The following is an 18,870-nucleotide window of genomic DNA, read 5'->3' as shown; positions in this document are numbered from 1 at the left end:
TCCTCCTAATTGTTCACGTCATTCATTTTCTTAATCGAAAAATTTGTTTAATAAGTTTTTCGCGCGATCAATCACACTTACTTTATTTGCGCTTTCTACTCTCTCCGGCACATTTGATTGTTTTTTAGAAGGAGTTGGTTGAGTAGGATAAGGTGCTGCATATGAAGAAGCTGGTACCGGCTCACTTCTTCCATAAAATTCGTCTTCTGCATTTGCATAGCGAATTAAACCTACCGACGTTGTAAAGGCCGGTTCACGTACACCGATATAATCCGGTGTATAAATGCGAACACGCGTTAACATTACTTGTCGCGCCAGCTGGGCAATTCCTTCCAGCTGTGCTACCCCGCCAGAAATGACGACACCACCTGGTAAATCCTGTACCCCCATACGTGCTAGTTCATCCAATACTAATTCAAATAACTCTTCTAAACGTACTCCGATAATTTCTGATATGAAGCGCTGACTGTATTGATCTGTTGTATCAGTACCAACAACAGGAACGTCAAATGTTTGTTCATCGGAAGCATCATCGTAAAAGGCATGTCCATACTGCTTTTTGATTTTTTCGGCTTGTTCAGTCGGTGTTTTTAATACGATCGATAAATCTTTCGTAATATGATCTCCGCCTACCGGAATCACAGCTGTATTTGTCAGCAGTCCATCTTTGAATACCGCAACAGTTGTCGAGCCGCCGCCTAAATCGATATAAGCAGTTCCTTGATTTTTTTCATCTTCCGTTAGCGCAAAATTACCTGCTGCTAATGGTTGTAGATAAATCTCACGAATTTGCAAGCCTGCACGTTCTACACATCTTAAAACATTATGTACAAGCGTCTTGGATGTCGTAATCATTGTCGCATCCATCTCTAAACGAATGCCAATCATACCACGCGGGTCTTTAATCTCATCTAGGTTGTCCACGATAAATTGTTTAGGTATTAAATTTACTAACTCTCGCTCTGGTGGAATCGACATTACCTGTGCAGAGTCTATTACTCTAGCTAAATCATCGTCCGTGATTTCCCGGTCTTCACCGTTTACCGCTACAACCCCTTTGACAGGTTGTAAAACTGTCTGGTTTGCAGGAACTCCAAGCACCACTTCTTCTATATTAATACCAGTCATTCGCTCTGCTTGATCTACAGCTTTTTTTATGGACTGTACAGTTGCATCTATATCAACTATTGCACCTTTTCTTATCCCTGTTGATTTCACATGACCTACACCAATTACGTGCAATTGATCACCGTTCATTTCTCCGATCAGGACCTTTATTGAAGATGATCCAATATCGAGAGAAACATAAATTTCTTGATGATTCAACTTTCTGCACCTCCTTCGATTACTCCTATAGTTCATTCTATTGTAAATTTCGTTGATTGTCTAAGTAAAACGATAAATTGTAATGATATTTTAACGTGATTGTTAAGAGTTTTCCTCCTTTTTCAATCTACTGTTCTCATATTTTGTCAATAATAGCCGACGAATGACTGCGATATTTTGAAACAGTCGAACTCCGAATGCAAAAATAGCGGCTAAATACAGATCGACCCCTATATGGACACCGAGAAAAGCCAGTCCCGCTGCTAAAATTATATTAAAGAAAAATCCGGAAATAAATACTTTGTCATCGTAAACTTGTTGCAATAACGCACGGATACCGCCGACCATTGTATCGAGAGCCGCCAGCACAGCAATGGATAAATAGTTTTCATAAACAGATGGAATTTGAATATCTGTTAAAATTCCTAATACCACACCTAATATTAGACCTAAAAGTGGTAACCACATATTCGCATCCCCTTCTACTTTTCTGATAAATACTTAATTCTTGGTACAGATGCAACTGAATCAATTTGTATATTCTGCTCTGCTTCATGAATCGTCAATACTAGATTATCAATATAAAACTCATCCTGGAATGAAGATGCAAGCAAATGGTTTTTCATTTTTTCGGCTTGCTCATACGTAAACGTAATAATATTTATTTCGATATCAGTATTTTGAATCGGTTCACTATTGATCGTCGTTTTTCCATTAATATCGCGAATGGCCGAATTGTAGCTTAAACGTTTGTCATCCACTTCAATCGCCCGGGCATTATAGCGATTTAAATCATTTATCAGCCGAATTAACAGTTCGGGGGATACAGGCTTTATTTCATAGCCTAACTCCATTAATTCGGGCGAAGCGCCAACTGTTAATGTTAACCCCGGCCCTTCAACCGGCAAGATTCCTGCACGTTCTTTTAGTTGATCAACTGTTTGCTGCAATAGTACTTCCGGATTATCAAACTCTGCATCCTCATATTTATTTACTGTTTCGGATAATTCACTTATTGCGGTAAGCAGTTCGGAATGCCGCTCCTGTTCCACAGATAATTGCTGACGAATTTCCCAAATATCGACTGTCGTTCGTTCGGTCGGATTTTGAACAGTGTTGTACTGCACTGCGAGCATAAAGCCGATGATGAACGAGATAATTGTAATATTACGGTACATTTTTTTCGTCATCATCTTCCCTCCGATCTTATGCCTTATTCATCGCTGACTGTTTTCATTTCAATTAAATCGTTTGTTTCCAATGTAACGACAATTTGTTCATTTAATAATTGGTCAAATACTCCCCCTGTTAATTCTAAAGAAGAAATAAGTACATCCTGATTACCTATCGCCTCGATTACAAATGGTGCAGGGTACTGTTGTCCATCAATTGTAATGACAGGACCGTTACAGACAATGTAGGAGTTTGGTTTCAAACGTTGCCCGTTAATCGAAATTGCCTCGGCACCTGCAATTTTTAATTCATTTAATACTTTAAATATGTGACTTTCGTGCACAATATACTCATTTGGGTTGGTTGTCTTCGGATTATAATCACCATCTTGCAGTGTTATTGTGATCCCTTGTCCAATTCCATCTGTTAGTCCTAATAACAGCCGCAATTGTTCAGCATCTTGACGGTTCTGTTCATATTGCGTTTCGTTCGAAGAATACTGCTTTTCATACATCCGAATTTTCTCCTCTAATTGGGCCAACTCATCTGCAAGCTCTTTGTTTCTTTCCTGTTTTCCAGTCAAATCTTCCATGTACTGATTTTCCTGCTCAAACTGGGGAGAGGCAGAACTTAATGTACGCTTGTCCTTTGATAAATTATACGAAAAGCCGATAATAAATCCTGTGATTACGCATACAATTAGTATAGCGCCATACTTTTTCGAAATTAAGGTTGATTTTTTCTTCGGCTGCCTGCTGTTATCATTCTGGCTCTTCTTCATTTTGTTCTTCCAGTTGCCTCCCTTCATCAGTATCCGCATTTTCTGTTTCTTCTGCAGGCTCTTCAGTTTTTTCAGTGTCTTCTTTTATGAGTGTATATTCATCTGAAAAAGGTCGGTAATATGAACCAACTTCAATATCTACAATCCCTTTTTCAGAAACGTCCTCACTTTCAATTTGGGCGATAATTGATGGATAGTAATTTAATTTTTCTGCTAAAGTATTCGCATCAGCGCGTACTTCATAGCCATCATTCATGAAAAGCGTAATTGAATACGGGTCCGCTTCTGTAGGATTTGCATTAATTTGTGAAATGAGCGACAGCACTTCCGGCTTTAGATTCGCAAGTTCCTTTAAAAGCTTTTTACGAAGTGCCTCATTTTCAAAGTCCCGAAAAATCGGTGCATCGATCGGGACAATTTCATTGGATTCTTCAAATACAATGCCATTATCGAGCATAGGGTAAAATTCCCCGTCTTGTGAAATATATGCCACTTTTTGCCATTCTTCTACTGTAATTTGAACTTCATTCAGGAATTTCCTTTCGACAGTAACGGATTTTACCCATTCATGCTGTGCAATTGCCTGCTCCACTTCCGAAATTTTAAAGCCCCATAACGAATCATTGATTTTTAGATTTGACTGATCGATATAATACGTATCTTCCTTAAGGGCTGCCCCTTTAATATCAATTTTCTTTATATCACTATAAGGTAATTGAAAATAAAGAAGGATGATAATGATAAAAAGAAAAATCGTCACTAGTGCTAAAAATTTAAAATTTGTACGGCGTCTTCTGCGTTTTTTCATAGCGGGTACTCGTTCTGTAATATCGATTACTTTTTCCATTATCCCTACTCCTTCCTTCTTTCATAAGAGAAATTTAAAATAAGGGCTACCGTTACCCAGACAACTACCAGCGATGTTCCGCCATAGCTTATAAATGGCAGTGTTACACCGGTTACTGGCAATAAATTAATAACTACCCCTATATTCAGTGCTGCCTGTACTGCAATCATCGTTGTAAGTCCACATATCGCATAAAAATGAAATACATGCTTACATTGTAATGCCAAACGATAGCCAAGAATTAAAAAGCACGCAAAAATAAGCAGCAGTCCCATTCCACCGACAAGTCCGATTTCTTCTAAAATAATTGCAAAGATAAAATCGTTCTGCGGTTCCGGTAAGTATAAATACTTTTGTCTACTTTTTAATAATCCATGTCCAAACAAGCCTGCCGGACCTATCGCAAATAAAGATTGTACTGCCTGGAAGCCACTTCCTAGCGGGTCTGCCCAAGGATTGATAAATGCTTCGATTCGTTTAAGACGATATGGAGCCGCAATAATTAACCCTGCAAGACCGCCTATTCCTAACGTGATAAGGACTACATATAAACGCAACGGATATTGTGCAATAAATAATATAATTAAAACAACTACAACTAAAATAAAGACTGCACCGAAATCAGGCTGAAGCATAATTAAGGCTGCGGGAAGAATCAATATGAGAAAATGCTTCACTTGAACAATGCGCTCATACGATTTCCGCTCTGTTAATAATGCACTAATATAAATAATTGTCGTAACTTTCGCAATTTCAGCCGGCTGTATCGTTAAAGGACCGATTCCGATCCAACTTTGCGAACCGTTTCGGACAATCCCGATACCCGGAATAAGTACAGCAACAAGTAAACCAAGTGAGAGGATATAAAAAATTTTCCACACTTTCGGTTGCTGTAAAAACTCCCAGTTCATAATTGCTGCACAAATGATAAGTGCAACGATGAAATAGATTGCCTGCTTCAGGTAAAACGGGGTTTGTCCATCATAGTGAACATTCCCCCAATATGTACCTGCAGAAAAAATAAAGAGAATGCCAATAAGCGACAATACAATCGCACTGATCATGAAATACTGTTGATTTTTTTGCGACAGTGTAACTATCCTTTCTTATGAAAGTTTCATGACACGATCAATAAATAAGTCGCCTCGAATTTCAAAGCTCGCATGTTGATCCCAGCTTGCACATGCCGGTGACAGTAAAATAATGTCACCTTCTTCCGACATTTTTGCTCCGTAACCGACTGCATCTTCAACATCAATTGCACGCACAATATTCGTAATGCCACATGATTTTGCAAATTCGATAAAGCGAAGTGCAGTCTCGCCAAACGCGACAACTGCTTTTACACGTGTCATTTCTTTACGAAGCTCTTCAAACGAATGCCCGCGATCCAATCCGCCGGCCAATAATACTATCGGTTGTTCAAATGCAGCCAAGGCACTTTTCGTCGCCAGTACATTAGTTGCTTTTGAATCATTGTAAATTTTACGTCCTTGCCATTCACGGACAAACTGCGTACGGTGACGTACCCCTGCAAATGTTCCTAAAACTTCTTCAATCGCTTCAACGGGACATTGCTGCAGTAGCGCCGCTGCCACAGCACATAAAATATTTTCTAAATTATGCTCTCCAGGCAATACAATATTATCACGTTTTAAGATTGCATCGCCTTGCCAATAAATGTTTTCTTTATCTGCACTGACTCCCTGGTTTGCATGACCTTTTGTCGTAAATGGAATGAGTTTTGCATTTGATTTTTGAGCATATTTTGCGACAACTTCCTGATCGGCATTATAGATAAAATAATCGTCAGCTGTTTGGTTGCGTGTGACACCAAATTTAGCCTCCGCATATTCTTCAAACGTTCCATGGTAATCTAAATGGGCTTCATACAGATTTGTCAAAATTGCAATATGGGGTCTGAATTCACGTGTCCCCATTAACTGAAACGATGATAATTCCGTAACGATGACTTCATCTGCTTTTGCTTCTGCTGCAACACCACAAGCAACGGTTCCAATATTCCCGGCGATTAATGGTTTTAAACGGCCGACTTTAAGCATTTCGAAAAGTAAAGTTGTCGTTGTTGTTTTACCATTCGAACCGGTAATACCGATAAATGGCGCTTCACTTACTAAATAGGCAAGTTCTATTTCTGTAATAACAGGCAGACCTTTTGCAATCGCATCGGCAACGATCGGATTTGTGTATGGTATCCCAGGGTTTTTTACGACAAGCTCAAAACCTTCGTCAAGCAAATCTTCTGGATGTCGTCCACAAATTACGGTAATTCCTTTCGATAAAAGCTCCTGTGCTTCAGAATTTGCATCAAATGGTTTTGCATCATTGACTGTTACAAATGCACCCAACCGATGCAAAAGCTCGGCAGCCGCTACACCACTTTTCGCCAATCCTAAAACGAGTACTTTTTTAGCTTGTAATCTTTCATATTCCATCATAATAACGCCTCCGCTAATACTGCTATAAGTGCTACGATACATCCAGTTGACCAAAATACAAGTACGACTTTCCATTCTGACCAGCCCGATAATTCAAAATGGTGGTGAATCGGACTCATTTTGAATATACGCTTTTTACGCAGTTTATAGCTTCCTACTTGTAAAATAACGGATAATGTTTCAATAACAAATACGAGACCGATTAACAGTAACAGCAATTCTTGTTTTACCAATACCGAAATCATTGCCAATGCACCGCCAAGCGCAAGGGAACCTGTATCTCCCATAAACACTTTTGCCGGGTTTGCATTGAAGATCAAAAATCCTAGTAATGCACCAGTTACAGCAAATGCAAATAAGGCGATATCGGCTTGTTCGTTAAATAATGCAATAACACCGAATGCAGCAAATGCGATTGAAGCCGTTCCTGATACGAGTCCATCCAAGCCATCTGTTAAATTGACAGCATTTGAAAAACCTACTAGCCAGAAAATTAAAAACCCAACATATAGGATTCCTAAATCAATCGATACATCGGTATACGGAATTCCTACAGATGTATCAAATGAACCTAAACGTAATAGTAAAAACGCTGCAATTGCAATTGCGATTTGACCTATTAATTTTTGAAGGGAAGTCAATCCTAAATTACGTTTAAAAATTACTTTCAGCCCATCATCTAAAAACCCAATTACGCCAAATCCAACTAAAACAAGTAATAGTACTATCGTTTGTGTTGTAAACAAGTCGAAAATCATTGCGACTACAATTGTCGAAATAATAATGGCTAACAAGAAAATTAATCCACCCATTGTAGGTGTTCCTGCTTTTTTCATATGTGATTGAGGGCCTTCTTCACGTATGCTTTGCCCGAATTTCAATCGGCGTAAAAGAGGGATTCCTACTGGTGCTAAAATGACCGTTACTAAAAATGATGAAAAGAGTATGGTCAATGTTGTTGATAATGTCATAATATATCTCCTTTAAAACTTATGTCTGAATATGGTGGAACGTTTGATTTTCAACGGTTACGACCACTAGTTATTATTGTGAAAAAACGTCCTTCACTATAATAGTTGTTTTAGTTGCATTTTGAAAGATGGAAATTCAAATTAATTTCCTAAATATAAATGAACACTACCACTTTGGTGAATGAGGCTATCAGCTGACGGGACTTGCTGAATCACTTTATCACCTTCTCCGTGCCATTCGATTTTATAAGGATATAAGTGTGGAATTACTTCTTCTTTGGTCATTCCAATAAAGTTTGGTGTACGCTCCGTCAATTCATCGCCCCAAACGTAATTCCGTTCTATTTGATCTTTTTGCTTTTCGATATTGTACAGTGGTGCTGCATCTTCAATAATGCGGCCTACAATCGGTGCAGCGATAACACTTCCGAATTGCAATGAACTTTTTGGATTGTCAATCGCAACATAGACAATAATTTCCGGGTCATTGGCGGGTGCAAAACCGATAAACGATACAATGTAGTCTCCGTCTTTATAGCGACCGTTTTCAACCTTTTGAGCTGTCCCTGTTTTGCCTCCGATGCGTAAGCCGTCACGAAATGCCTGGCGACCAGAACCTTTCGCAACTACAAGCTCCAATGCATGACGTACTTTTTCCGAAGTCTCTTCACTGATGACCTGGGCTTTCGCCTCCGGATCTTGCTCCATAATGACTTCATTTGTTTTGGAATCCAGTATTTTCGAGACCGTATATGGTGTATATAATGTACCGCCATTAATTGCTGCTGACACCGCCTGCATCTGCTGAATCGGCGTAACGGACACACCTTGACCAAAAGAGGTCGTAGCATGCTCTACCGGGCCAAATGCTTCTTTCGAAAATAAAATGCCTGATGATTCTCCGGCAATGTTTGAGCCTGTTTTTTTCCCGAACCCGAATTTATGAATATACTCAAGTAACTTTGTTGAACCTACTCGTTGCCCTAGCTCTACAAATCCTGGGTTACAGGAATTTTGTACAACTTCGTAAAATGTCTGGTCTTTATGGCCTGACCGTTTCCAACAGCGTAATCGTGCTCCCTCGACCATTGTATAGCCTTGATCATGAAAGTGTTCTTCCTCCATGTTGACTACACCTTCTTCAATAGCAGCACTGAGGGTAATAATTTTGAATGTGGAACCTGGCTCATAGGACATAAATACAGGAAGGTTGCGGTTATATATACTTGGCTCCACTTCCGAAAATTTCGTCGGATCATATGTCGGAAATGATGCAAGTGCCAGTATTTCACCACTGTTTGGATTCATGGCAATAGCCAATGCCTGATCTGCATCATACTCCAGCATCGCCTGCGATAATTCTCGCTCGACAATTTTCTGAAGCTTTAAATCAATTGTCAGCTGAATTGTCGCTCCATCTTTTCCGTCTTTCCATTCATCATCTACATGCTCCAATGCGTTCCCCTTCGCATCAGTAAATAACCGAATGGCCGCATCCGAGCTTTTTAATAGTTCATCATACTCGTACTCAATTCCTGCCAAACCCTGGTTATCGGCACCTGTAAACCCTAAAAAGCGTGCGAGCAAATTACCGTGTGGATAAGACCTTACATAATCGACACCACTGTATAAGCCCGGAATTTGAAGCTGCTGAATTTTTTCCGCTTGCTCATAAGTAATGTTCTTCGCTTCTGGCGCAATTTTCACTAGGGATACCCGTTGCTGCAGTCTTTCCAATATTTTGGCTCGATCTTTATTGATTACGTTTGCAATGGCATCTGCTGCTTGTTCTTTATCTTCGTTTTGTGAAGGCATGAAGTACAAAGTCGGGGCAAGTTTATTCGTTACGATTACTTCGTTGTTACGGTCAGTAATTTCGCCTCGCTGTGTATGGAACGGAATTTCCCTGTCCCAATTTTCTTTTGCCTTCGTTGAAAGCTCATCATACTGAATAATTTGAACGGATACTAGTTTAACAAAAATCGCCACGCCGTATAGTACAAGTGCGATGGCGATCCATGTTAAACGTTTTTTAGATTTTGTAGTTACCCATTTCATAATATGACACCTCACCTAAAACAACGTATGTTAAAGATGAAGTTTGTATTCAAATCTCTCTAATCTTGTGGCGGTTCTTCACTAAATTCTTCGTCTTCCAGCTCCATATCCTCTGCCGGCGGAGTCAAATGCATTTCCTCAGGGGTTTTCAACTTGACAACGATTGGTGAATCATCCGTTATCGGCGTCCCTTGAGATACACTTTGGCTTTCAACATAGCCTTCCCCAACAATTTCAATCGGCAGTTTAGATAGTGACTTATAGGCAAGTAAATTACGTAATGACCAATTATTAAACGATGGTAATGTAATTTCTCCATCGGTCTTTAAGAACACGATACTTCCACTTGTTAATGATGAATCCACTGCAGGGAACTGTTCTGTAATTTCTCCGTCTTGACCAATTATTACCGGTATCAGTCCTTCTGCCTCCAGTTGAGTAATGACTGTATCTGTCTGCTCACCTACATAATCGTCAATCTTTGTCGTTTCGACTTCCGCTACGTCTGACGGATTGATATTCATATACTTCAAACTGTTTAGAACAACAGAATTGAACACTTGCGAAACTGGGTCAGAACCTATTTCGGTTGCACCTAGTTTTGGCTTTGCAACGGAAATAAATACAGCCAGCTGCGGATCTTCTGCAGGAGCCATTCCTAAAAACGAATAAAGGAATTCATTTTTACCCCAGTCATAACCGATACCGTTTGCTTTCGGCATTTGGGCAGTCCCTGTTTTCCCTGCTACTTTATAGCCTTCAATTTCGAAACGTTTCGCATTCCCTGCTTCCCCGTAAATAGTAGAAGCCAGAACTTCACGTGTTTTCTGTGCTGTCTCTGCCGAAATCGGTTCACCTTTTATAGTAGGTACTGAATCTACTAAAACCTCACCAGTGTTCGGATTAACAATTTTATCAATTACATATGGCTGCATCATTTTTCCGTCATTTGCAACTGCCGTTACTCCTTGAATTAACTGTATCGGTGTAACAGTCGAACCTTGACCGAATGTTGTCGTATACTTTTCTAAAGGATAGCGCGAGTTAATAATGCCACTCGCTTCATTCGGTAAATCAATGCCTGTTTTTTGGCCGAATCCAAATTCCTTTAAATAACTTTCATACGTTTCCCATCCCATAATATCAAGCAAGTTCGTCATCGCCGTATTTGAAGAACGCTGTATGCCTTGCAAATAGGTAATTCTCCCCCAGCCGTATCGATTATGGTCTCGTATTGTATCGTTATAAACTTTATACTGTCCAGATTGATAAGTCGCATTCGGATGCCAGTTATTGGAGTCGATTGCGGCTGCTACTGTAAATGTTTTGAATGTAGAACCTGGTTCAATCGTATTTTCCACGACATCATTTAGCCAGTTCCCATCTAAACCTGTACGTGTATCCGGATTGAATGTTGGCCGTTGTGACATCGCCAATATTTCTCCAGTTTTCGGATTCGCAACGACAGCAACCATAGACTGTGGCTTATACTCGTCATTGACACGTGTCATTGCTTCTTCCAGGAAATTTTGGATTGTTTTATCGATTGTTAAATAAATATCGTTTCCATCCTGTGCTTCCTGTATTACTTTATCGCTGCTTGGCAATAAATAGTTACGGGCATCACGCTGATATGTTAACTTCCCGTCGGTCCCTGTTAATTGCTTGTCATAAATATATTCAAGCCCCATTTTCCCGACAACCGATGAATTTCCTTCATCATCAGTTTCACGCAACGCAAAGCCAATAAGATGGGAGGCAAATGCACCATTAGGATAATAGCGTTTTTTATCGCTATATAATAGAATCCCAGGCAGTTTCAGCTCTTCAATTTTCTTTTTCACTTCATGACTGATGCCGCGCCCTGCCAGTCCAAACTCGACTTGATATAAATCTTTGGAAGGGTTTAGCCGTTCATAAATTTTCTCTTCATCCATCGGAATATATTGCGCCAATAATTTTGCTGTTTCCGCTTTATCGACGACATGCCTTGGATTTTTTTTGTTTTCTGTTGCCGATTCTTTAATTACCGCTACAAGACGGTAACTCAATGTATCTTCGGCAATTACATTTTCATTGCGGTCCAGAATCTTCCCACGGTCTGCCGATAACACATAACCAGTTTCGTACCTTGATAATGCTTCTTCTTCTAATTCATGCCCTTTTACCATTCCTGTCGCCTGAATTGACGCAAAACGCCAATATAATAGTAAAAAGAGCCCTCCAAAGAATATAAACATTAGAAAGGCTCCTATCTGGTAACGAAATCTTCTCTTTTTCATTCTCCCGGCACTACTTTCACATTTTTCTCATTTAGTGTTAATCCGAGTTCTTTCGCTTTTTCCCAAATACGTTGGTGAGTGGAGCGTTCACTTACTTGTACTTTTAAATCTGTATTATTGTTATTGACTTCAGTTATGTCGCGTTCGATTTTTTGGATTTCCATACTGAGTGTTTGGATTTCTCCTTGAGTATGTAATATGGAAATAGCGAAAGATGCTACTACGATTGCAAATACTAGGAACAAAAACTTTTCCTGAGCCGAAAAATACTTTGCTTTTCGTTTTTTCGGCTGCACCGGCAGTCTTTGTTCCTGCTGCTGATGTTGAGGTAGTTCTGGCTGCTGTTGTATATAAGTTTGTCTTGCTCTTACTGCCATTTTTTACCCACGTCCTTTATCGTTAATTTTTTCAGCGATGCGCAATTTTGCTGAACGTGAACGATTATTCGCAGCTAACTCCTCGTCTGACGGTAAAATCGGTTTTCTTGACACTAATTTAAGTATTGGTTTCATATGCTCTGGAATAACCGGTAATCCGGGAGGTAAATCCGGCAGTGATGAAGCCTCTTTAAATAGTGTTTTTGTTAAGCGGTCTTCCAATGAGTGGAATGTAATCACACTTATACGACCACCAATTTTCAATAAATCGATTGCATCTACTAAAGAATCTTCCGCTGCGCCTAATTCATCATTTACAGCAATTCGAATAGCCTGGAAAATTCGTTTTGCAGGATGTCCACCTTTGCGACGTGCTGGGGCTGGAATACCATCTTTTATAAGCTCCACTAATTGACCTGTCGTTTCAACAGGAGCAATTTCACGGGCTTGTTCAATTTTGCGCGCAACTTGTTTCGAAAATTTTTCTTCGCCGTAGCGGAAGAAAATACGTACTAGATTTTCGTATGACCATTCATTCACAACATGATATGCGCTCAGTTCTGCAGTCTGATCCATTCGCATATCGAGCGGAGCATCATGGTGGTAACTAAATCCGCGTTCAGGTGTATCAAGTTGTGGTGACGAGACACCTAAATCATATAAAATCCCATCTATTTGATGAATGTTCAGTTTGTGTAACTCTTCTTTTAAATAGCGGAAATTTGAGTGTACGAATATAACGCGATCCAAATAATCGGCTAATCGTACTTTTGCATTTTCAATAGCCGTTGTATCTTGATCAAAACAAATTAAACGGCCTTTTTCTGACAATTGTTGTACAAGGTACTCACTATGTCCTGCACCACCTAATGTGCAGTCTACATAAATACCATCCGGATTGATGTTCAACCCATCAACAGTTTCTTTCAATAATACGGTTGTATGATCGAACATAGTTTGAAGCACCTCTTAATATTAATTCAATTACGTGTCGGTACTATTACACCCGGATTAAAAGTTCATGTCGGACATGTAATAGTGACCAAAATTCTAATTTCTTCATCTTTTAAATCTAAAAATCAAAGCCAATCAGATTTTCTGCGATTTCATCAAATGATTCAGCCGATTGCTCGAAGTATTGCTGCCAAGATTCTTTCGCCCAAATTTCTATTTTACTCGATACACCTAAGATTACGCATTCCTTTTCAAGATTAGCGTATCCAATCAGTGTAGATGGAATATTAATTCGGCCTTGCTTGTCCACTTCTACTTCTGTTGCCCCCGAAAAGAAAAACCGCGCAAATGCACGTGCATCTTTTTTGGTCATCGGTAAATCCTTTAATTTATCTTCGAGTTTTCGCCATTCATCCATAGGATATCCAAAAATGCATTGATCTAGCCCGCGTGTTATTACAAAGTGTTCTCCTAGTGATTCTCGAAACTTTGCAGGAACAATCATACGGCCTTTCGCATCAATAGAATGTTGATATTCTCCCATGAACATGCTACTCACCCCACTTTAATAAATAATGTACCACATCCCCCCACTTTCTACCACCAAATTCCTTGCTTCTCATAACAATAAAACGAAATTACGTAAATGAGCATATTCTCACACATACGTTCGGTGCTAAAAGACACAAAAAAGAGTTATCTGCATATGAGATAACTCTTGTTTCTTATAAGGTAATAAGTTGGTGTTTCACAGAAATATTCATAGGTAACTCCAATAAATCATCAATCAGCTTTTCCCCATAGGTATTTAGGAACATATATGGATTGTACAAGCGCTCTTGGTAGCTATCATTCGGATATAATAGTGACTGAATTGTTTTATATTGGCGAATTGCGACTTCATACTTTTCTATATTTTGCTGCTCCAGTTTCGAACGTAAATATTGGAATTGACGTTCATGGTAATTTTTATTCTTCTCCAATAGATCTTCTACATGATAGTTGCCATGCTGCAGATAACTCGTCAGTTGCTCATACTGCTCTTCCATCTGTTTTTGCATCTGCTCAATTGCGCGCGTAACTTGCTCATCTTTTACACTTTCCACAAATTGAGCTAAATGTTCATCGACTTTGCCTGTTAGCACATCCGTTACAGTCAGCTCTTTTTGTTCTAATAATGCATCAACTTGACGTGTAACAAGCGTTATGCTGAGTCTTGGCGCAAATATCGGCATCTGCAGCTGCAGCTCATCAAACGCAGGTTTTAATGTAGCCCAATAAGCCAGTTCACCAGGACCACCAACAAACGCCAGTACCGGAAGCGCCATTTCCTGCATTAATGGGCGGGTAACGACATTATTGCTTAAACATTCAGGAGACTCATTCGCAATAGCTACTAATTCCTCTTTCGAAAAATTGGCATGGGCTGTCACATTTTTAAAATGGCCGCCACTGCGCTCCAACAGAAAACGCTCACCTTCTTTAATGTAAAATAAATTGGCATTTTGCTCTGAAGCATCAATCGGCATTGCATAGCCTTTCTCGCCAAGCTTTCTTTCCTGCGCTACAACACCCGTTGCAATCGATTCGTTCTTTTCGATCAATTGGACAAAATAGTTTTTTTCATACTTCCTGAACGGCTCATATGTAGCATCCAGCATTAATAAGCCATGCTTTTTAAATAAATCATTCATCAGCAACGTAAAGAAATCCGTAAAAGTTTCACTATTTTCCGCATGACTCAGAACACTATTCAATAAGTCCGCTGTATGTTCTGTTTCTCCAAAATCTTTAAATACATTTAATATAAACTGTTGTAGTGCTTCTTTATTCAATTGTGTAGTTGAAGCCATTTTCTTCAGCTTAGAACGTTCACTGTAACCACGTTTTTTCACTTCACCATTTGTCATTGAATACGTATGATTGATCTCTTCTATATCGTGATCTTCACCCGCAATCCAAAAAATTGGTACGACCGGTGCATTTAATATTTTTCGTTGTTGTTCTGCCAGTAGAATAACCGAAATTGCTTTATGGACAGAATAGAGAGGCCCCGTCAGCAAACCAGCTTGCTGACCACCCACCACGACTACTGCACCTTGCTCAAGTTCATCTAAATGGTGCGCCGTCTTTTCCGAGATGCCATACCGCTCCATATAACTGCGAATAATTTTTGCAAGCTCTTCCGAACGATATGTTCGATTTTTTAAATATGCAAATCGTTGTCCAAAAGCTTCCTCAGTATATTTATATTCAAAAAACGAATGGATATCGGCATTCTCAGACCAATAGTCCGCTAATAGCTTATTCGTTACTGGTGAATTTATTTGTTCTAGCTCCATGAAAATTCTCCTCTACTTCTCTTTACTCAATTTTGAAATTACCTTAATCACTGTTTTATCCCACATTAACGGGTATTAATTTTCCGCCTTGAAAGCTTAATGTTTTCCCGGATACTAGTTTACAGTAAAAGAAAAGTTTAGCCACCTAATCAACCATCATAAACATCATAACTGAATGGGTAATTCCAACAATCCAAATTATAAAATAAGTGATGCTGAACAATAAAAAGTAAAATCGCCAAATTTTTTTCAGTAATGGCTTTACTTCAATTTCTTTTTTCGTTCGCCAATCAACATATGTAAAAACAATCGCGATTACGAGTACAACAATTAGCATCGGCATTAATATACCAATATTCCATAGTCCTTGTAACGCAATCGGTATCGAAAAAAACATAAGAAATGTTGTAATATCCGCTGCCAAGCCAATCGCTTTATGTTTTTTTATTCGAAGCTTACGGCATATGAGCAGCACAGTGATAAAAGCAATAATCGGGCATACAATAATTGTTGCCACCAAATATTGAAAAAATAATATCACATTTGTTCACCGCTCTCTTCAAATGCTTTCACTAAATAATAAAGTGTTTGTAAAACAGGCAATTTTTTCTCATTTTGCTCCGCTTTTTTCAAAATCGCACCTGCTATTGTATCAATCTCGGTTTTGCGATTTGCAAGACGATCAGCCAGCATAGACGATGTATTTTCCGCAGTCTTTTCACAAAGTGCAATGACCTGATTAAAATGGAATGTTTCTTTAAATTGCGGAAATGCCGTCATGAGTTCGTTGTATAAATCTTTCAATAATTGCAATGTATGGCTTTGTGTAATTAGCTGTCCATTTTTCACTTGCAGAATCGCGGTTAACGGATTGATAAAACAATTCAACAGTGCTTTCTCCATTAGCATTTTTTCAGCATCCTGTTCGAATACAATCGGAAGCTCCGCCGATGAAAGGCCGTTTAAAAAACTGAACTCACTGCCCGCGCCTTTTGCCACCGCAATTTTCATCATACCTTCCCCTTTATGGGCGACATGGTGCTCCGAAAATTTAAGTGCCCCGAATTGAATCGAGCTAAATGCAATATGCAATTTACTTAATGCAAGTGCTTCCTCATAATGGGCTAAACCATTCTGTAAAAATAATAATGGAATAGATTCCTTTACATGCTCCATACTTGCATACACTTCATGAAGTTGTCCATATTTTACAGCTACAATGATTAAATTCGCTTTATTTGAAAGCGCCGAAATATATTTAACGTTGACGGTCGTAACAGATTGATTCAAGTTTGTTCTAGCAATCTGAATGTCCTTAAATACAGTTTCCTCTGTAGGTTTCCCGACAATGTACACATCCATATTCTTTTCAGCAAAATAACTTGCTACTAATAAACCAACTGCACCTGCACCAATGATTTCAATTCGCATTATATTATACCTCAAATTTATTTCGAATTAAAAAGGTCTGCCTTCAAGACAGACCTTTAGCTAAATTTATTATACTGGATATACCGGATGTTTTCGATATGGTAAAGCAATTTGTTTCGAATTATAGTAATTAAAACGTTGAATTAATGTATGTCGCAGTTGATTTGGCATGACAATATCATCAATCACCATTTCGGAAGCCAGTTTATATAAGTCGATTTCTTCTTTGTATTCCTCGATTTTTTGTTTCACAAATTGAATCCGCTCTTTCGGATCTTCAATCGCCTCGATCTTATTTGAATAAACAGCATTTACAGCTGCTTCCGGACCCATTACCGCAATTTGGGCAGTCGGCAATGCAATGACTGCATCCGGTTCGAATGCCGGGCCGCACATCGCATAAAGGCCAGCTCCATACGCTTTACGAACGATAACCGAAATTTTCGGTACCGTTGCCGAGCTCATCGCCGATATAAATTTTGCCCCATGTCGGATAATGCCCGCCTTTTCCACTTTTGTACCGATCATAAAGCCCGGTACATCCGCTAAAAATAATAGCGGGATGGAGAACGCATCACAAAGCGTAATAAACTTCGCCGCTTTGTCGGCAGAATCGATAAACAGTACGCCGCCTTTTACTTTCGGCTGATTGGCAATAATCCCTACAACTTGCCCATCAATGCGGGCAAGTCCTGTAATCAGTTCAGAAGCAAATAACTTTTTAATTTCAAAGAAGCTGCCTTCATCAATCAGCTGTTCGATACATTCATACATATCAAATGGTGCATTCTGATTTTCCGGAATAATCTCTTCCAGCGTTCTCCCGCTTTTCGGTGCCTTTGTTTCATCAATTGGCGGGAATTCCGCAAAATTTGCAGGGAAATAACTAATATAGCGTCTCGCTTCAAGGATTGCCTGTTCTTCGTTTTCAGCCAATACGTCCCCACATCCGCTAACGGTACAGTGCATGCGTGCTCCGCCCATTTCTTCGAGCGTAACCTTTTCACCGATTACTTTTTCAGCCATTCTCGGTGATCCTAAGTACATTGAAGCATTTCCGTCCACCATAATTACAATGTCACAGAAGGCCGGAATATAGGCCCCCCCTGCAGCAGATGGACCGAATAGTATACATATTTGAGGAATCATCCCACTCATACGTACTTGATTATGGAAAATACGGCCTGCCCCGCGTCGCCCAGGGAACATTTCCAGCTGATCTGTAATGCGTGCCCCTGCAGAATCGACTAAGTAAAGCATTGGTACTTGCATTTTTTCCGCAGTCTCTTGAATACGGATTATCTTTTCAACTGTGCGCGAACCCCATGATCCAGCTTTGATTGTAGAGTCATTAGCCATAACACAAACGGTTTGCCCGTCAACTTGCCCGATAGCTGTTACAACACCATCTGCAGGCAAATCTCCGGCCTCATAATTTGCAAAACGGGCGTCTTCCTCATAAACCCCATCATCAAACAATTGCTTCAAGCGATCCCGGACAAAAAGTTTATTCGTTTCTTTTAACTTTTCGTGATATTTTGGTTGCCCGCCTGCGTATATTTTTTCTATTTTTTGCTGTAAGTGTTCTTTATAAGTAGGCTGTGTCATTATCGTCCCTCCATCACTTAAGCTAATTCTACTAAAATATCATTCTCTTCAACAAAATCTCCTTCAGCAACAGTAATTTTTGCTACTGTCCCATCCGTTTCTGCCTCATGCGGGATTTCCATTTTCATCGATTCTAAAATGATGAGTGTCTGCCCTTTTATCACACTATCCCCTTCTTTAACACTTACCTCAAATACTGTCCCTGCCATTTGTGCTTTTACTTCTGCCATGCGAAAGGCCCCCTTGTTAGAAGATATTTGC

18 protein-coding genes are annotated in these 18,870 nt (G+C 39.5%); all 18 read right to left on the bottom strand.

Features of this window, described 5'->3' with window-relative positions; all coding sequences use genetic code 11:
- Positions 1 to 30 precede the first annotated feature (30 nt).
- Positions 31 to 1,326, bottom strand: a complete 1,296-nt coding sequence (ftsA, locus tag MHB58_RS04600) for a cell division protein FtsA (RefSeq protein WP_008403392.1) — start codon at positions 1,324 to 1,326, stop codon at positions 31 to 33.
- Between the two features lie 102 nt (positions 1,327 to 1,428).
- A complete protein-coding gene (locus tag MHB58_RS04595; RefSeq protein ID WP_087615474.1) occupies positions 1,429 to 1,794 on the bottom strand; it encodes a small basic family protein in 366 nt (121 codons plus the stop codon).
- Between the two features lie 14 nt (positions 1,795 to 1,808).
- Positions 1,809 to 2,516, bottom strand: a complete 708-nt coding sequence (locus MHB58_RS04590) for a DUF881 domain-containing protein (RefSeq protein WP_340734774.1) — start codon at positions 2,514 to 2,516, stop codon at positions 1,809 to 1,811.
- 23 nt (positions 2,517 to 2,539) lie between these two features.
- A complete protein-coding gene (locus MHB58_RS04585) occupies positions 2,540 to 3,280 on the bottom strand; it encodes a DUF881 domain-containing protein (protein ID WP_087615476.1) in 741 nt (246 codons plus the stop codon).
- A complete protein-coding gene (locus MHB58_RS04580) occupies positions 3,261 to 4,127 on the bottom strand; it encodes a cell division protein FtsQ/DivIB (protein ID WP_340734773.1) in 867 nt (288 codons plus the stop codon). Before MHB58_RS04580 ends, MHB58_RS04585 begins: the two co-directional genes overlap by 20 nt.
- Positions 4,128 to 4,132: 5 nt before the next feature.
- Positions 4,133 to 5,191 carry an FtsW/RodA/SpoVE family cell cycle protein gene (locus tag MHB58_RS04575; protein WP_087615478.1) on the bottom strand — a complete coding sequence of 353 codons (1,059 nt, stop codon included), beginning with the start codon at positions 5,189 to 5,191 and terminating at the stop codon, positions 4,133 to 4,135.
- A gap of 42 nt (positions 5,192 to 5,233) precedes the next feature.
- Positions 5,234 to 6,586 (bottom strand): UDP-N-acetylmuramoyl-L-alanine--D-glutamate ligase, encoded by a 1,353-nt coding sequence (murD, locus tag MHB58_RS04570; RefSeq protein ID WP_087615479.1) that lies wholly within the window; start codon positions 6,584 to 6,586, stop codon positions 5,234 to 5,236.
- Positions 6,583 to 7,557: a phospho-N-acetylmuramoyl-pentapeptide-transferase gene (mraY, locus tag MHB58_RS04565; protein WP_087615480.1), complete on the bottom strand. Its 975-nt coding sequence runs from the start codon at positions 7,555 to 7,557 to the stop codon at positions 6,583 to 6,585. The genes murD and mraY overlap by 4 nt, the downstream gene beginning before the upstream one ends.
- Positions 7,558 to 7,698: 141 nt before the next feature.
- A complete protein-coding gene (locus MHB58_RS04560; protein WP_014824542.1) occupies positions 7,699 to 9,615 on the bottom strand; it encodes a penicillin-binding transpeptidase domain-containing protein in 1,917 nt (638 codons plus the stop codon).
- Between the two features lie 59 nt (positions 9,616 to 9,674).
- On the bottom strand, positions 9,675 to 11,855 hold the full coding sequence (locus tag MHB58_RS04555) for a penicillin-binding protein (RefSeq protein WP_340734772.1): 2,181 nt from the start codon (positions 11,853 to 11,855) through the stop codon (positions 9,675 to 9,677).
- 38 nt (positions 11,856 to 11,893) lie between these two features.
- Positions 11,894 to 12,274, bottom strand: a complete 381-nt coding sequence (gene ftsL, locus MHB58_RS04550) for a cell division protein FtsL (protein ID WP_008403403.1) — start codon at positions 12,272 to 12,274, stop codon at positions 11,894 to 11,896.
- Positions 12,275 to 12,277: 3 nt separating this feature from the next.
- Positions 12,278 to 13,228 (bottom strand): 16S rRNA (cytosine(1402)-N(4))-methyltransferase RsmH, encoded by a 951-nt coding sequence (rsmH, locus tag MHB58_RS04545; RefSeq protein ID WP_008403404.1) that lies wholly within the window; start codon positions 13,226 to 13,228, stop codon positions 12,278 to 12,280.
- A 118-nt stretch (positions 13,229 to 13,346) separates the two neighbouring features.
- Complete coding sequence (gene mraZ / locus MHB58_RS04540) at positions 13,347 to 13,778, bottom strand: division/cell wall cluster transcriptional repressor MraZ (protein ID WP_014824545.1); 432 nt, start codon at positions 13,776 to 13,778, stop codon at positions 13,347 to 13,349.
- Positions 13,779 to 13,953: 175 nt separating this feature from the next.
- Entirely contained in the window at positions 13,954 to 15,570 is a 1,617-nt protein-coding gene (gene bshC, locus MHB58_RS04535; RefSeq protein ID WP_340734771.1) for a bacillithiol biosynthesis cysteine-adding enzyme BshC, read from the bottom strand.
- A 145-nt stretch (positions 15,571 to 15,715) separates the two neighbouring features.
- The gene (locus MHB58_RS04530; RefSeq protein WP_008403407.1) at positions 15,716 to 16,111 is read right to left on the bottom strand and encodes a DUF3397 domain-containing protein; all 396 of its coding nucleotides are present in this window, start codon (positions 16,109 to 16,111) and stop codon (positions 15,716 to 15,718) included.
- On the bottom strand, positions 16,108 to 17,001 hold the full coding sequence (locus MHB58_RS04525) for a ketopantoate reductase family protein (RefSeq protein WP_340734770.1): 894 nt from the start codon (positions 16,999 to 17,001) through the stop codon (positions 16,108 to 16,110). The genes MHB58_RS04530 and MHB58_RS04525 overlap by 4 nt, the downstream gene beginning before the upstream one ends.
- Before the next feature lie 69 nt (positions 17,002 to 17,070).
- Positions 17,071 to 18,609: an acyl-CoA carboxylase subunit beta gene (locus tag MHB58_RS04520; RefSeq protein WP_340734769.1), complete on the bottom strand. Its 1,539-nt coding sequence runs from the start codon at positions 18,607 to 18,609 to the stop codon at positions 17,071 to 17,073.
- Between the two features lie 17 nt (positions 18,610 to 18,626).
- A complete protein-coding gene (locus MHB58_RS04515) occupies positions 18,627 to 18,839 on the bottom strand; it encodes an acetyl-CoA carboxylase biotin carboxyl carrier protein subunit (RefSeq protein WP_014824550.1) in 213 nt (70 codons plus the stop codon).
- Between the last annotated feature and the right edge of the window lie 31 nt (positions 18,840 to 18,870).

Origin of the sequence: Solibacillus sp. FSL K6-1554 (assembly GCF_038005185.1) — a bacterium.
GTDB lineage: Bacteria > Bacillota > Bacilli > Bacillales_A > Planococcaceae > Solibacillus > Solibacillus silvestris.
The sequence above is the reverse complement of the archived record's forward strand: the minus strand, read 5'-3'. Positions and strand labels throughout refer to the sequence as shown.

What these genes read in the sequence shown, in the direction of transcription:
- MHB58_RS04595 (WP_087615474.1), bottom strand. Translation starts at nt 1,794, where the DNA reads ATGTGGTTACCACTTTTAGGTCTAATATTAGGTGTGGTATTAGGAATT.
- MHB58_RS04590 (WP_340734774.1), bottom strand. Translation starts at nt 2,516, where the DNA reads ATGACGAAAAAAATGTACCGTAATATTACAATTATCTCGTTCATCATC.
- MHB58_RS04585 (WP_087615476.1), bottom strand. Translation starts at nt 3,280, where the DNA reads ATGAAGAAGAGCCAGAATGATAACAGCAGGCAGCCGAAGAAAAAATCA.
- MHB58_RS04580 (WP_340734773.1), bottom strand. Translation starts at nt 4,127, where the DNA reads ATGGAAAAAGTAATCGATATTACAGAACGAGTACCCGCTATGAAAAAA.
- MHB58_RS04575 (WP_087615478.1), bottom strand. Translation starts at nt 5,191, where the DNA reads ATGATCAGTGCGATTGTATTGTCGCTTATTGGCATTCTCTTTATTTTT.
- murD (WP_087615479.1), bottom strand. Translation starts at nt 6,586, where the DNA reads ATGATGGAATATGAAAGATTACAAGCTAAAAAAGTACTCGTTTTAGGA.
- mraY (WP_087615480.1), bottom strand. Translation starts at nt 7,557, where the DNA reads ATGACATTATCAACAACATTGACCATACTCTTTTCATCATTTTTAGTA.
- MHB58_RS04560 (WP_014824542.1), bottom strand. Translation starts at nt 9,615, where the DNA reads ATGAAATGGGTAACTACAAAATCTAAAAAACGTTTAACATGGATCGCC.
- MHB58_RS04555 (WP_340734772.1), bottom strand. Translation starts at nt 11,855, where the DNA reads ATGTTTATATTCTTTGGAGGGCTCTTTTTACTATTATATTGGCGTTTT.
- ftsL (WP_008403403.1), bottom strand. Translation starts at nt 12,274, where the DNA reads ATGGCAGTAAGAGCAAGACAAACTTATATACAACAGCAGCCAGAACTA.
- rsmH (WP_008403404.1), bottom strand. Translation starts at nt 13,228, where the DNA reads ATGTTCGATCATACAACCGTATTATTGAAAGAAACTGTTGATGGGTTG.
- mraZ (WP_014824545.1), bottom strand. Translation starts at nt 13,778, where the DNA reads ATGTTCATGGGAGAATATCAACATTCTATTGATGCGAAAGGCCGTATG.
- bshC (WP_340734771.1), bottom strand. Translation starts at nt 15,570, where the DNA reads ATGGAGCTAGAACAAATAAATTCACCAGTAACGAATAAGCTATTAGCG.
- MHB58_RS04525 (WP_340734770.1), bottom strand. Translation starts at nt 17,001, where the DNA reads ATGCGAATTGAAATCATTGGTGCAGGTGCAGTTGGTTTATTAGTAGCA.
- MHB58_RS04520 (WP_340734769.1), bottom strand. Translation starts at nt 18,609, where the DNA reads ATGACACAGCCTACTTATAAAGAACACTTACAGCAAAAAATAGAAAAA.
- MHB58_RS04515 (WP_014824550.1), bottom strand. Translation starts at nt 18,839, where the DNA reads ATGGCAGAAGTAAAAGCACAAATGGCAGGGACAGTATTTGAGGTAAGT.